The organism is Pseudomonas bharatica CSV86 (assembly GCF_000319305.2).
Taxonomy (GTDB): Bacteria; Pseudomonadota; Gammaproteobacteria; order Pseudomonadales; family Pseudomonadaceae; genus Aquipseudomonas; species Aquipseudomonas bharatica.
Genome location: NZ_AMWJ02000002.1, coordinates 1,168,680 through 1,181,206, shown reverse-complemented (window position 1 = coordinate 1,181,206; position 12,527 = coordinate 1,168,680). Strand labels below are relative to the sequence as shown.

The 12,527-nt window shown below is 64.1% G+C and carries 14 protein-coding genes and 1 pseudogene; 10 read left to right on the top strand and 5 right to left on the bottom strand.

Annotation, left to right across the window (positions count from 1 at the left end; all coding sequences use genetic code 11):
- Positions 1-11 precede the first annotated feature (11 nt).
- From CSV86_RS19310 to CSV86_RS19295, 4 genes are read left to right on the top strand one after another with little or no spacing between them, the layout of a single operon-like run.
- The gene (locus tag CSV86_RS19310) at positions 12-557 is read left to right on the top strand and encodes a LolA-like protein (protein ID WP_009403292.1); all 546 of its coding nucleotides are present in this window, start codon (positions 12-14) and stop codon (positions 555-557) included.
- Between the two features lie 25 nt (positions 558-582).
- Positions 583-1,866: a flavohemoglobin expression-modulating QEGLA motif protein gene (locus CSV86_RS19305; protein ID WP_170394947.1), complete on the top strand. Its 1,284-nt coding sequence runs from the start codon at positions 583-585 to the stop codon at positions 1,864-1,866.
- The gene (locus CSV86_RS19300) at positions 1,838-2,761 is read left to right on the top strand and encodes an alpha/beta hydrolase (RefSeq protein WP_037061482.1); all 924 of its coding nucleotides are present in this window, start codon (positions 1,838-1,840) and stop codon (positions 2,759-2,761) included. Before CSV86_RS19305 ends, CSV86_RS19300 begins: the two co-directional genes overlap by 29 nt.
- Positions 2,758-3,084 carry a PA3694 family proteiin gene (locus tag CSV86_RS19295; protein ID WP_009403285.1) on the top strand — a complete coding sequence of 109 codons (327 nt, stop codon included), beginning with the start codon at positions 2,758-2,760 and terminating at the stop codon, positions 3,082-3,084. The genes CSV86_RS19300 and CSV86_RS19295 overlap by 4 nt, the downstream gene beginning before the upstream one ends.
- A gap of 114 nt (positions 3,085-3,198) precedes the next feature.
- Here the strand turns inward: CSV86_RS19295 and CSV86_RS19290 are convergent, their stop codons facing one another.
- From CSV86_RS19290 to CSV86_RS19270, 5 genes are all read right to left on the bottom strand, one after another.
- Entirely contained in the window at positions 3,199-3,522 is a 324-nt protein-coding gene (locus CSV86_RS19290; protein WP_009403283.1) for a type II toxin-antitoxin system RelE family toxin, read from the bottom strand.
- Positions 3,485-3,760, bottom strand: coding sequence for a type II toxin-antitoxin system Phd/YefM family antitoxin (locus CSV86_RS19285; RefSeq protein ID WP_170395107.1), 276 nt, complete (start codon positions 3,758-3,760; stop codon positions 3,485-3,487). Before CSV86_RS19285 ends, CSV86_RS19290 begins: the two co-directional genes overlap by 38 nt.
- A 220-nt stretch (positions 3,761-3,980) precedes the next feature.
- A complete protein-coding gene (gene lptF / locus CSV86_RS19280) occupies positions 3,981-4,772 on the bottom strand; it encodes a lipotoxin F family OmpA-related lipoprotein LptF (RefSeq protein ID WP_009403275.1) in 792 nt (263 codons plus the stop codon).
- Between the two features lie 48 nt (positions 4,773-4,820).
- On the bottom strand, positions 4,821-5,249 hold the full coding sequence (locus CSV86_RS19275; protein WP_009403273.1) for a DUF4398 domain-containing protein: 429 nt from the start codon (positions 5,247-5,249) through the stop codon (positions 4,821-4,823).
- 340 nt (positions 5,250-5,589) lie between these two features.
- Positions 5,590-5,934 carry a hypothetical protein gene (locus tag CSV86_RS19270; protein WP_009403270.1) on the bottom strand — a complete coding sequence of 115 codons (345 nt, stop codon included), beginning with the start codon at positions 5,932-5,934 and terminating at the stop codon, positions 5,590-5,592.
- 127 nt (positions 5,935-6,061) lie between these two features.
- On the opposite strand from CSV86_RS19270, the pseudogene ppc reads away from it, so the two are divergent.
- From ppc to CSV86_RS19240, 6 genes and pseudogenes are all read left to right on the top strand, one after another.
- Positions 6,062-8,688: pseudogene (gene ppc / locus CSV86_RS19265) on the top strand (phosphoenolpyruvate carboxylase).
- Between the two features lie 267 nt (positions 8,689-8,955).
- Positions 8,956-9,603: an adenylate kinase gene (gene adk / locus CSV86_RS19260; protein WP_009403268.1), complete on the top strand. Its 648-nt coding sequence runs from the start codon at positions 8,956-8,958 to the stop codon at positions 9,601-9,603.
- An 85-nt stretch (positions 9,604-9,688) separates the two neighbouring features.
- A complete protein-coding gene (gene tsaB, locus CSV86_RS19255; RefSeq protein WP_009403267.1) occupies positions 9,689-10,363 on the top strand; it encodes a tRNA (adenosine(37)-N6)-threonylcarbamoyltransferase complex dimerization subunit type 1 TsaB in 675 nt (224 codons plus the stop codon).
- A gap of 129 nt (positions 10,364-10,492) precedes the next feature.
- A complete protein-coding gene (locus tag CSV86_RS19250) occupies positions 10,493-10,792 on the top strand; it encodes a hypothetical protein (protein WP_009403264.1) in 300 nt (99 codons plus the stop codon).
- Positions 10,793-10,796: 4 nt separating this feature from the next.
- Complete coding sequence (locus CSV86_RS19245; protein ID WP_009403262.1) at positions 10,797-11,666, top strand: DUF72 domain-containing protein; 870 nt, start codon at positions 10,797-10,799, stop codon at positions 11,664-11,666.
- Positions 11,667-11,695: 29 nt separating this feature from the next.
- Positions 11,696-12,526 (top strand): isocitrate lyase/PEP mutase family protein, encoded by an 831-nt coding sequence (locus tag CSV86_RS19240; protein WP_009403260.1) that lies wholly within the window; start codon positions 11,696-11,698, stop codon positions 12,524-12,526.
- The last annotated feature ends 1 nt before the right edge of the window (position 12,527 follow it).

Genomic DNA, 12,527 nt, shown 5'->3' with positions numbered 1-12,527 from the left:
AGGAGATTTCGATGAAAGCCTGGCGTGTACTGCTGGCCCTGTCTTTCCTGCTGTTGAATGGCTGCCTGGTGACCTTCAACGAGCCGATCCCGGCCAACCAGGCGGCGCCCAGGGCGTTGCTCGGCAAGTGGTCGAGCAAGGACGCCTGGGGCGAGCCGCTGACCCTGCAGATCAGCCGGTCCGGCGGCAATGCCTACAAGGCCGTGGCCAGTGCCAAGGGCAAGCCGCGCGAGGAGTACGCCTTCACCGTGTCCCGGCACGGCAACCGCTGGTACCTGTCGGCCGGGGTGCCGAAGAAGCTTGGCGGCAACTTCCTGATCGGCGGCTTCGAAGTGATCGATAACAACGAACTGGTGGTCTACAACCTCGACGTCGAGCAGGTCACCCAGGCCCTGGACAACAAGGAACTGAGCGGACGCAGCATCGAAGTCCCCGAGGACAACGGCCAGGGTGTGCTGATCGACAGCCCGGCCGAGCGGGTCCTGGCCTATCTGGACGATCCAGCCAACTCCGATCTGTTCGTGGAAGTGGCGCGCTTCCAGCGGGCGGGGAAGTAAGCCGAAACAAAAGGAACAGCGAGGCATGAGCGTGGACGAGTACCAGCAGACGATTCGCACCCTTTCCGACCGTATCGTCCAGGCGCAGACGCCGATACGCGTGCTGGATGCGGTGAAGTGGGACGACAGCATCCGTCAGGGTTTCTTCAAGGCCAAGGGCAAGGAGCCACCGGCGATCAGCCGCGAGTACTACCAGAACCGGCCGCTGTCCTTCGATTCCGCTGCGCTGAAGCTGGAATTCCAGAACATCGAGCGCGATATCACCCGTCAGCTCGGCCAGTTCAACCCGGTCGGGCAGATCATGCGGCGCATGTGCAAGGAGTACCGCATGGTGGTGCGCATGCTCGAGGCGCGTGGCACCGAGGATTTCGGCTTGATCTCCCAGGAGCTCTACGGCGCCGCGTCCGACGCGTTCCATGCGGGTGACCCGACCCTCGCCGATCTCGGCCTGATGCTCTCCGACTACCTGAACAATATCGACGGCCGTGGCGATCTCAAGGACGAGCCGAAGAACCTCACTGCCAAGGAAGCCGTGGAAATCCTCCAGCGCCGCCTGAATACCGTGTTCGGCGAGGCGGAGGGGACCATCCGGGTGTTCGAGTCCGACGGTATCGTCGCCGACGCGGCGGCGGGCGCCGACTACATCAAGATCCGCGCCGACGCCATGTTCAACAGCCGTGATGTGCGGGCGCTGGAGGTCCACGAAGGGCTGGTCCACGTCGGCACTACTCTCAACGGCCTCAACCAGCCGATCTGCACCTTTCTCGCCAAGGGCCCGCCGTCGTCCACCGTCACCCAGGAAGGCCTGGCGATCCTCATGGAAGTGATTGCCTTCGCCTCCTACCCGACCCGCCTGCGCAAGCTGACCAACCGCACCCGCGCCATCCATATGGTGGAGGAGGGCGCCGACTTCCTGCAGATCTACCAGTTCTTCCGCGACCAGGGCTTCGAAATGGCGGAGAGCTATGGCAATGCCAGCCGGGTGTTCCGGGGTTCGGTGCCGAACGGCTTGCCATTTACCAAGGACTTGTCCTACCTCAAGGGTTTCATCATGGTTTACAACTACATTCAGTTGGCCGTGAGGAAGGGCAAGCTCGAGCAGATCCCGCTGCTGTTCTGCGGCAAGACCACCCTGGAAGACATGCGCACCCTGCGCCAGCTGGTCGACGAAGGGCTGGTGGAACCGCCCAAGTACCTGCCGGAGCAGTTCCGCGACCTCAATGCCCTGTCGGCATGGATGTGCTTCTCCAACTTCCTCAATCACCTGAGCCTGGATCGCATTGAAGCCGACTATTCGAACATTCTCTGAGCGCTGGCGCGCGATAGTGCTCTCGTGCCTGTTGCTGCCGGGGTTGTCCGGGTGCAGTTCGCTACTGTTCTATCCCGAGCCCGGGCAGCCGTTCACGCCAGAAAAGGCGAAGATCGCCTGGCGCGACGTGACCCTCACCGCCGCCGATGGCACGCGCCTGCATGGCTGGTGGCTGCCGGCCAAGGAAGGCGTCGAGGTGAAGGGCACGGTGCTGCACCTGCATGGTAATGGCGGCAACCTGGCCTGGCATCTGGGGGCGAGCTACTGGCTGCCGGAACAGGGCTACCAGGTACTGATGATCGATTACCGCGGTTATGGACTGTCGGCAGGCAAGCCGACGCTGCCCGAGGTCTACCAGGACCTCGCCGCCGCCTTCGACTGGCTGGACAAGGCCCCGGAAGTCCAGGGCAAGCCACGGGTCCTGCTTGGGCAAAGCCTGGGCGGGGCGATGGCGATTCACTACCTGGCGCAGCATCCCGAGCAGGCTGCGCGCTTCAAGGCGCTGGTGTTCGACGGCGTCCCGGCCAGTTATCGCGATGTCGGACGCTTCGCCCTGGGGACTTCATGGCTGACCTGGCCGATGCAGGTGCCGCTGTCGTGGCTGGTGCCCGATGGAGACAGTGCGATCCGTTCCATCGCGCGCCTGGACAGCCCGCCCAAGCTGTTCTTCCACAGCATCGACGATGCGCTGGTACCCATGGACAACGGTATCCGCCTGTACCAGGCCGCGCCGCCGCCGCGGGTATTGCAACTGGTGCGTGGCGGACACGTGCAGACCTTCGGCGACCCGACCTGGCGCCAGGTCATGCTGCGGTTCCTCGACGACCCCGAACATTTCAACGGCCTGCGCCGCCTGGCCGAAGTCCCCAACTACCCTGACGAGAAGTCGCAATGAGTGAAGAACGCAACGCCATCCCCCTGATCATCACCGGGGTCTGCAGTATCGTCGGCACGGTCTGCGCCCTGTGGTACTACGGCTACCTGCATTTCGCCAAGCCGGAGGACGCCTTGTTGCTATCGGAATTCACCATGCTCAAGACGGTGCCGGGCGAGGACTACAAGCTATCGATCAACCCGGCACCGCAGATGGCCCAGTGCATCGACGGCGTGCTGGTGCTGTTCGACATGCAGCAGAAGGGCTTGACCGGCGTGCTGGTGGACAGCAAGAAGCAGGCGGTGCGCTGCATGGGGCAGGAGACGCCGCAGGCGGTCCAGTAGGTTTGTTGTGTCTTCCCTGTCATATCGCTGGCAACGCCAGCTCCACAAGGGACGCGTGCACCGCAGACCCTGTGGGAGCTGGCGTTGCCCGCGATAGCGGTGGTGCAAGCGCTATCAGTGTGTGAACCGTGATAAGGCCGCGCCGTAAGCCTGGTTGTTCTCCCGCTTGCCCACCGCAATTACCAGCACCACCAATCGCTTATCGAAAACCTGATACACCAGCCGATAACCAGAACTGCGCAACTTGATCTTGTAGCAGTCCGGCATCCCTGAAAGCTTGTCGGCGTCCACCCTCGGTTCAGCCAGCCTGGATTTCAGCTTTTTGGCCAGTTGCAGGCGGATCGCTGCATCCAGCCTGTCGAACTCCTTTTTGGCCCTCAGATTGAATTCCAGCGCGTAGTCAGTTGCCGCTTCCTTTGGCGTCTGCGATGAGCTCATCGATATCTACCCTGACAGTGGGCTCGCCACGCCGCTGGCGTACAAGCTCTGCCAACTGGACATCGTCGATCAGATCCATCATCGCCTCATAGCGGTCCGGTGGAACTGCATAGAAGGCCGGTGCGTTTCTGTTGAGGATGACCACGGTTTCGCCTTTACCTTCGCGCAAAGTGCCCATTGGATCTTTTTTAAGGTCGGTGACCGATGCCGCTACATCGGCCAACACCGCGAATGTCATTGCCATGGCAACACTTCCTGTCGAGTTCTGCTGTCGGGAGAGAGCTCCGGGATCGGTAGTCCGGATCTGTATTTCAGACCCTGATCGAAGCCGATACTGCGTGGCCGGAATGGTAGCTCTTTAATAGGTGTCTTTAAAGGTGCTTTTATAGGTGCTTTTGCTTTTTGGTGGGTAAAAAAAATCCCGCCAACCGGCGGGATTTTTCGTCATAGCCAGCAGGTTACTGCGCGCTGCTCACGCTGCTGCGCGGTGCCACCGGCTGGTTGTCGTTGGAAATGGTCACTTCCACCCGACGGTTCTGCGCGCGACCGGAGTTGCTGGAGTTGTCCGCTACCGGATACTCCTTGCCATAACCCTGGGCGACGATACGGGCCGGGTCCACACCGGCACGGACCAGCGCCATGCGCACCGAGTTGGCGCGGCGCTCGGACAGGGACTGGTTGTAGCCGGCGCTGCCGACGCTGTCGGTGTAGCCCTCGACGATCACCTTGCGGTCCGGGTTTTCCTGGAGGAACTGGGCCAGCTTGGTGATGTTCGGGTAGGCGCTGCTCTTCAGCTCGGCCTTGTTGAAGTCGAACAGCACGTCACCGAAGGTCACCAGGGTGCCGCGCTCGGTCTGCTTGGCGTTGAGGCTTTCCTGGAGCTTCTTGATCTGCGCGTCGCGAGCGTCCAGGCGGGCCTGGGCGCGCTGGGCGGCGGCGTTTTTCAGCTCGGCTTCGGCGGTGCGCAGGGCGATGGTCTGCTTGGCCACCTCGACGCGCTGGTTGGTCAGGTAGGCCAACTGGTCGACCTTCTTGTCGTCTTCCTTGTCCATGTAGGCCTTGTCGGCCTTGTTCAGCCAGTCCTGGGCGTCCTTGGTCTCGAGGGCGGCTACCTTGCTCGCCTGAGGGTCGCTTTGCAGGGCGGAGAAGTTGGTCCGGGCCGACTCCAGGTTGGGGTTCGGCTGGTGGGCGCAGGCGACCAGGCCCATGCTCACGGCCAGGAGGGCGGGAATCATCACGTGGTTACGCATAGTGTTCGTCCTTTGATCGAATTTCGAATGCACGGAGCGCGGCGGCGCTTACTGCTGCGGCTGCAGCGGGTCAGCGGCACGCATGCCTTCCTCGCGTACGTCCTGGACGCCCTGGCGGGCATCCTGCACGGCTTTCTGGGCTTTCATGGCCTGGGCCTTGCGTTCGGCAACACGGGCATCCCATTCGGCCTGTTCGGCGAGAATCTTCGCTTCGTCATACTTCTTGTCGTGCATGGCGATTTCGGCTTGCTTGAACTTGTCCTGCGCGGCCTTCATCTCGACGGCGGCAAACTCGGTGCCACCGGCGCTCACCGCAGAGTTAACGGCCGACTGGGTCACGGCGTATTGCTCGGTGGGTGGCTTGCCAGCACAGCCGGCCAGAACCAGGCTGCTGCCCAGGGCCAGGGCGGCCAGCTTGATCCCGCGCAGTTGGAACGGGGATTTCTCGATGCGGGTCTTCATGGTGGTCAACTCCATTGGATCACTCCTGATGAACATCCGTAACAGTCCATCGACACACCTCTCCGGAGGGAACCGGGAGGAATTTTGCCGTAGTGGCTATTGGCTCGGAGTCGCCGGTTTTTTGAAAAGTTCACAAAAAGTGCCGCTTGATGGGCGAGTTTTTCTGACTGATCGGTCAGTGGGGAGGGGCGGGAACTTTTGCGGGGATGGAGTGGTATCCACCGACCCTTCCGCCGATGGAGATCCCTGTGGGAGCTGGCTTGCCAGCGATTTGGCCGGCTTGAGCAATGAGGTTGGCCGATCTGCCCTCGTCGCTGGCAAGCCAGCTCCCACAGGGGCTAATGTGTCAGTGATTTCAGTGGGTAGAACCTTCCTCGCCACTGCTCAACGCATGCAGATGCTGGCGCGAAAGCGCCAGGAAGCGCGGCGTCGGCCCGACATCCTCGTACAACGGATCACCTTCCTCATCGGTGGCGATCACCTGCTGCCCCTGAACGTACGGGAAACTCGCTTCCAGCTCTTCCAGTGCCGCACCCAGCAGCTCGCCGAGCAGTTCCTCCGGGGTGCGCTTGGGATACATTTCGGCCAGTGCCGCCAGGCGCGCCGAGGCCTCGACGTCCAGGTGCAGGACATGACCGGTCGGGCTCAGACGTCCTTTGGCGTGCTGTTCCCAGTACTGTGCAAGTTCGCGAATCTTCATGATGCCCTCCGTAAAACCATGGCGACTGGTTACAGCGTAGCCAGTTCGCCCGCGCCCGTGCCTTGAAAGCACGACCGGTAGTGGGGCACTCTGCAACGACGCAGTATTTCCAGGGTGGAGAAGGTTGATGACCGATATCGATGTGCGTTTGCGGGAAGATGTTCATCTGTTGGGCGAGCTGCTGGGCCATACGGTACGCGAGCAACATGGCGAGACGTTCCTGCAGAAGATCGAGGCGATCCGCCACAGCGCCAAGGCCGACCGTAGCGGCGGCGAAGAACAGCTCAGTTCGACCCTCGCCGACCTCGCCGACGATGAGCTGCTGCCGGTGGCCCGGGCCTTCAACCAGTTCCTCAACCTGGCCAATATCGCCGAGCAGTACCAGTTGATCCGCCGTCGCGACGCCGACCAGCCGGAGCCGTTCGAGGCCCGGGTGCTGCCCGAGCTGCTGGCCCGCCTCAAGGCCGCCGGCCATAGCGACGACGCCTTGGCCCGCCAGCTCGGCAAGCTGAACATCGAACTGGTGCTGACCGCCCACCCCACCGAGGTGGCGCGGCGCACGCTGATCCAGAAGTACGACGCCATCGCCGCGCAGCTTGCCGTCCAGGATCACCGCGACCTGACCCCCGCCGAACGCGAGCAGGTCCGCGAGCGCCTGCAACGGCTGATCGCCGAGGCCTGGCACACCGAGGAAATCCGCCGCACCCGACCGACTCCGGTGGACGAGGCCAAGTGGGGCTTCGCGGTGATCGAGCACTCACTCTGGCACGCCATTCCCAACCACATGCGCAAGGCCGACAAGGCCCTGCACGCCGCCACCGGCCTGCACCTGCCGCTGGAGGCTGCGCCGATCCGCTTCGCCTCGTGGATGGGCGGTGACCGTGACGGCAACCCCAATGTCACCGCAGCCGTCACCCGCGAAGTACTGTTGCTGGCGCGCTGGATGGCTGCCGACCTGTTCCTGCGCGACGTGCATTCCCTCGCCGCCGAGCTGTCCATGCAGCAGGCCAGCCCGGCCTTGCGCGCCAGGGTCGGTGATTGCGCCGAGCCCTATCGTGCGCTGCTCAAGCCGCTGCGCGAGCGGCTGCGGGAAACCCGAGCCTGGGCCCAGTCGGCCCTGACTACGGCACAGCCACCGGGCCCGCTGGTGTTGCAGGACAACCGCGAACTCTTCGAGCCCTTGCACCTGTGCTTCGAGTCCCTGCATGAATGTGGCATGGGGGTGATCGCCGACGGTCCGCTGCTGGACTGCCTGCGCCGCGCCGTGACGTTCGGCCTGTTCCTGGTGCGCCTCGATGTGCGCCAGGACTCCACCCGCCACGCCGCTGCCCTCAGCGAAATCACCGAATACCTTGGCCTGGGCAGCTATGCCGAGTGGAACGAGGAAGCGCGGATCGACTTCCTCCAGCGCGAGCTGGCCAGCCGCCGCCCGCTCTTGCCGGCGCATTACCAGCCCCAGGCCGACACCGCCGAAGTGCTTGACACCTGCCGCGAGATCGCTGCGGCACCCGCCGCGTCCCTCGGGTCCTATGTCATCTCCATGGCCGGAGCGGCGTCCGACGTGCTGGCGGTGCAACTGCTGCTCAAGGAGGCCGGCCTGCAACGGCCGATGCGCGTGGTGCCGCTGTTCGAGACCCTGGCCGACCTGGATAATGCCGGGCCGGTGATGCAGCGCCTGTTGTCCCTGCCGGGCTATCGCGCAGGGCTGCACGGCCCGCAGGAAGTGATGATCGGCTATTCTGACTCGGCCAAGGACGCCGGCACCACCGCTGCAGCCTGGGCGCAGTACCGCGCCCAGGAGACCCTGGTGCAGATCTGCCGGGAGCAGGAAGTCGAGCTGCTGCTGTTCCATGGCCGCGGCGGCACCGTCGGGCGCGGCGGCGCGCCGGCCCACGCGGCGATCCTGTCGCAGCCGCCGGGGTCGGTGGCCGGGCGTTTCCGCGCCACCGAGCAGGGCGAGATGATCCGGTTCAAGTTCGGGCTGGCCGATATCGCCGAGCAGAACCTCAATCTGTACCTGGCCGCCGTGCTGGAAGCCACCTTGCTGCCGCCGCCGCCCCTCAGCCGGCCTGGCGCGAGGTGATGGACCAGTTGGCCGCCGACGGGGTGAAGACCTACCGCGGCGTGGTGCGGGAAAACCCTGATTTCGTCGAGTATTTCCGCCAGTCCACGCCGGAACAGGAGCTTGGCCGCCTGCCCTTGGGCAGCCGCCCGGCCAAGCGCCGCGCCGGTGGCATCGAGAGCCTGCGGGCCATCCCGTGGATCTTCGGCTGGACCCAGACCCGCCTGATGCTGCCAGCCTGGCTCGGCTGGGAAGCCGCGCTGAACAACGCCCTGGCCCGTGGCCAGGGGCCGCTGCTGGCGCAGATGCGCGAGCAGTGGCCGTTCTTCCGCACCCGCATCGACATGCTGGAGATGGTCCTGGCCAAGGCCGACGCGGAAATCGCCGCGTCCTACGACGAACGTCTGGTGCAACCGCACCTGCGACCTTTGGGTGAGCATTTGCGCGACCTATTGTCGCAGGCATGCCAGGTGGTGCTGGGCCTGACCGGGCAGCCGGTGCTACTGGCGCACAGCCCGGAGACCCTGGAGTTCATCCGCCTGCGCAATACCTACCTGGATCCGTTGCACTTGCTCCAGGCCGAGCTGCTGGCCCGCTCGCGAGAGCGCGAAGCCGCTCTGGACAGCCCGTTGGAGCAGGCCTTGCTGGTGACGGTGGCAGGCATCGCTGCAGGGTTGCGCAACACGGGTTGAGTGTCGGCTGGATGGCTGTCAGGCGTCGGAATGTGTTCCCAGGTGCGTAGGAAATGACCGTATAAAGGGCAGGTTGCGCCGGGCGCAACCTGTATACACCGTGGCGTCCTGTCGCAGGTTTTTCCGACTTTCGACCGCTTGTATGGTCCCCATGCGCTGTGTATCTTGGGCAGCCTTTTGACCGATTTATGGTCATCGCCCGATTTCCTGCGATTCGCCAACGCTCGCGAATCCATTGATTTGCTTATAAAAAATGAGGAGCACAAGATGCGCGTAATTCTGCTGGGAGCTCCCGGGGCCGGTAAAGGTACTCAGGCAAAGTTCATCACCGAAAAATTCGGTATTCCGCAGATCTCCACCGGCGACATGTTGCGTGCCGCGGTCAAGGCCGGCACTCCGCTGGGCCTGGAAGCCAAGGCCGTGATGGATGCCGGCAAGCTGGTTTCCGACGACCTGATCATCAACCTGGTCAAGGACCGTATCGCCCAGCCTGACTGCGCCAACGGTTTTCTGTTCGACGGTTTCCCGCGCACCATCCCTCAAGCCGAAGCCATGGTTGCCGCTGGCGTGTCCCTGGATGCGGTAGTCGAGATCGCTGTCGATGATGAAGAAATCGTCCAGCGCATCGCCGGCCGCCGCGTTCACCTGGACTCCGGTCGTGTCTACCACGTCGTGTACAACCCGCCGAAGGTGGAAGGCAAGGACGACGTCACCGGCGAGGACCTGATCCAGCGCCCGGACGACAACGAAGAAACCGTGCGTGGCCGCCTCAAGGTCTACCACGAGCAGACCAAGCCGCTGGTGGACTTCTACCAGAAGCTCGAAGCCGCCAATGGCAAACCGAAGGTCAGCCACATTCCTGGCGTCGGTTCGGTCGAGGCGATCACCGCCAAGGTCCTGGCAGCCCTGAGCTGATCCCTTTCGTTGTATCGCCAACGGCCCGCTTGCGGGCCGTTGTCGTTTATACTGCCGCTCTTTTTTTCTCGCCTGGAACACCCCGATGACCACCTTGCTGGCCCTGGATACCGCCACTGAAGCCTGCTCCGTCGCCCTGCTGCACGAGGGCAAGATCACGAGCCATTACGAGGTGATTCCGCGCCTGCACGCGCAAAAGCTGTTGCCGATGATCCAGGCCCTGCTGGCCGATGCCGGTGTGGCGCTTTCGGCGGTGGATGCGATCGCCTTCGGCCGCGGCCCGGGAGCCTTCACCGGGGTGCGTATCGCCATCGGCGTGGTCCAGGGCCTGGCCTTCGCCCTGGAGCGCCCGGTGCTGCCGGTGTCCAACCTGGCGGTGCTGGCCCAGCGCGCCTTGCGCGAACACGGCGCCACCCGGGTCGCGGCGGCCATCGATGCGCGCATGGACGAGGTCTACTGGGGCTGCTATCAAGAAGTGAAGGGCGAAATGCAATTGCAGGGGAGCGAGGCCGTGCTGCCGCCCGGGCAGGTGGCGCTTCCCGACGGTAACGGGGATTCCTGGTTCGGTGCCGGTACCGGCTGGGGCTATGCCGAACGCCTGGCGGTCAAGGTCGCCGCGCAGGACCAGGCCATGCTGCCCCACGCGCTCGACCTGCTGACCCTGGCCGGATTCGCCTGGGCGCGCGGCGAGAGCGTCCCGGCCGAGCAGGCCCAGCCGGTGTACCTGCGTGACAAGGTCGCCACGCCCAAGAAAGCCTGACGACCTCCGGTCGGTTATCGCCAAAGGCGGTAAACCAATTTGTGTATATGTGGTCCAGTTATCAGTAGGGCATTTGCGCAAGGTGTCAGGTGCCGCTAAATTGCCATCATCGACCCCGAGTTCATTGCCATGCGTATCGACGGCTTTTCTTCATCGAGTTACCCGCTCAAGCGCCCTCAGCGCAAAGGGCCGGTGCGGGTGGAGGAATCGCAGGAAGACATCGCCGGCGAGTTCGAAGTCGAGGCGCAAGCCGCCGATAACCCTGGCAATTCGCAGCGGGCCCTCCCCAACCTGCCGGCCCGTCCGCAGGACATGATCTTCCCCCGCGCCCGCGACCGGCGCACCGCCGGCGCCCTGGCCAGCTACCTGACCACTGCCGGGTTCGTCGATTGGGAGATGGAAGTGCTGGGGCTGGATCTGTACATTTGAGCCAATGAGCTCAGCATCCTTACCTTATTTCCTCGGTTGTCCGTCCTGGAGTGAAAACGCCTGGCGTGACTATCTGTACCCCAGCGACGCGAAAAGCAGCGATTTTCTTGGCCTCTACTGCCAGGTGTTCAATGCCGTCGAGGGCAATACCACCTTTTATGCCCGGCCTGCGCCGGCCACCATCGAGCGCTGGGCCAAGGTCATGCCCGCGCACTTTCGCTTCACTGCCAAGTTTCCCGGTGATATCAGCCACAGCGGCGACTTGCATGCGCAACTGGAGGCAGCGCGCACCTTTGTGCAGTTGCTCGCACCCTTGGGCACACGGGTATCGCCGTACTGGTTGCAGTTGCCGGCGAGCTTCGGGCCGGCGCGCCTCGGCGAACTGATGCAGTTCATCGACGAGCTTGCCGTGCCGGTGGCCGTCGAGGTGCGCAACGATGCCTTCTTCGCCAAGGGCGAGGACGAGCGCCTGCTGAACCGGCTGCTCAACGAGCGTGGCATCGAGCGCATCTGTCTCGACCCGCGGGCATTGTTCAGTTGCACCTCCCGCGACCCGAGCGTGCTCCACGCCCAATCGAAAAAGCCACGGGTGCCGCCGCGCCCCGCTGCCTTCAGCCAGCAACCGCAGGTGCGTTTCATCGGCCATCCGGAACTGGCGGCGAACGAGCCGTTCCTGGTGCCGTGGCTGGACAAGGTCGCCGCCTGGATCGAGGAAGGGCGCAGCCCCTACGTTTTCCTGCATACCGCTGACAACCGCCTGGCCGCAGCCCTGGCCCGGCGTTTCCATCAAGGCTTGATGGAACGCCTGCCGGGGCTTGCGCCGTTGCATGAACCCGATCGGGGGCCGCAGGTCGAACAACTCGGACTGTTGTGATTTCCCGTCGTCTGCCTGGGAGTTCCACCATGGATGTGCAAACCCTGCGTGCCGAAGCCTTCAAGGCGCTGCACGAACGCCCCGGAACCTTCGTCATTCCCAATCCGTGGGATGCCGGTTCGGCCAAGCTGCTTGCCAGCCTCGGCTTCGAGGCCCTTGCTACCAGCAGTGCCGGCCTGGCTTTCGCCCTTGGGCGGCCGGATGCCGAAGGTGCGGTGAGTCGCGACGAGACCCTGGCCAATGCCCAGTCCATCGTCGATGCCACGGCCCTGCCGGTGGCGGCAGACCTGGAGAACGGCTACAGCGATGAGCCGGGCGGGTGCGCCGACACCATCCTGCAGGCAGCGAAGATGGGCCTGGTAGGCGGCTCCATCGAGGACGCCACCGGTCGCGAGGATGAGCCCATCTACAACTTCCATCGCGCCGTGGAGCGGGTCGAGGCCGCGGTTGCGGCCGCCCGCAGCCTGGACTTTCCCTTCATGCTCTGCGCCCGTGCGGAAAACCTGCTGCACGGGCGCAATGATCTCGACGACACCATCGCCCGCCTGCAGGCCTTCGCCGAGGCTGGGGCCGATGTGCTCTATGCGCCGGGATTGCGCACTGCCGAGGACATCCAGCGGGTGGTCAAGGCGGTGGCACCGAAACCGGTCAACGTGTTGATGGGGCTGGCAGGCGTGGACCTGGGTTTGGAGGACCTCAAGGCGCTGGGCGTGAAGCGCATCAGCGTGGGTTCGTCCCTGGCCCGGGTCGCCTACGGTGCATTCTTCGAAGCGGCGACGCGGATTCGCGGGGAAGGGCGCTTCGACCATGGCGACAAGGCCATGACCTTCGCCCAGCTCAACGACCTGTTCCGGCGCTGAG

Bases quoted from the DNA above. Each gene is read 5' to 3' on its own strand.
- CSV86_RS19310 (WP_009403292.1), top strand. From the start codon at position 12: ATGAAAGCCTGGCGTGTACTGCTGGCCCTGTCTTTCCTGCTGTTGAAT.
- CSV86_RS19305 (WP_170394947.1), top strand. From the start codon at position 583: ATGAGCGTGGACGAGTACCAGCAGACGATTCGCACCCTTTCCGACCGT.
- CSV86_RS19295 (WP_009403285.1), top strand. From the start codon at position 2,758: ATGAGTGAAGAACGCAACGCCATCCCCCTGATCATCACCGGGGTCTGC.
- CSV86_RS19290 (WP_009403283.1), bottom strand. From the start codon at position 3,522: ATGAGCTCATCGCAGACGCCAAAGGAAGCGGCAACTGACTACGCGCTG.
- CSV86_RS19285 (WP_170395107.1), bottom strand. From the start codon at position 3,760: ATGACATTCGCGGTGTTGGCCGATGTAGCGGCATCGGTCACCGACCTT.
- lptF (WP_009403275.1), bottom strand. From the start codon at position 4,772: ATGCGTAACCACGTGATGATTCCCGCCCTCCTGGCCGTGAGCATGGGC.
- CSV86_RS19275 (WP_009403273.1), bottom strand. From the start codon at position 5,249: ATGGAGTTGACCACCATGAAGACCCGCATCGAGAAATCCCCGTTCCAA.
- CSV86_RS19270 (WP_009403270.1), bottom strand. From the start codon at position 5,934: ATGAAGATTCGCGAACTTGCACAGTACTGGGAACAGCACGCCAAAGGA.
- adk (WP_009403268.1), top strand. From the start codon at position 8,956: ATGCGCGTAATTCTGCTGGGAGCTCCCGGGGCCGGTAAAGGTACTCAG.
- tsaB (WP_009403267.1), top strand. From the start codon at position 9,689: ATGACCACCTTGCTGGCCCTGGATACCGCCACTGAAGCCTGCTCCGTC.
- CSV86_RS19250 (WP_009403264.1), top strand. From the start codon at position 10,493: ATGCGTATCGACGGCTTTTCTTCATCGAGTTACCCGCTCAAGCGCCCT.
- CSV86_RS19245 (WP_009403262.1), top strand. From the start codon at position 10,797: ATGAGCTCAGCATCCTTACCTTATTTCCTCGGTTGTCCGTCCTGGAGT.
- CSV86_RS19240 (WP_009403260.1), top strand. From the start codon at position 11,696: ATGGATGTGCAAACCCTGCGTGCCGAAGCCTTCAAGGCGCTGCACGAA.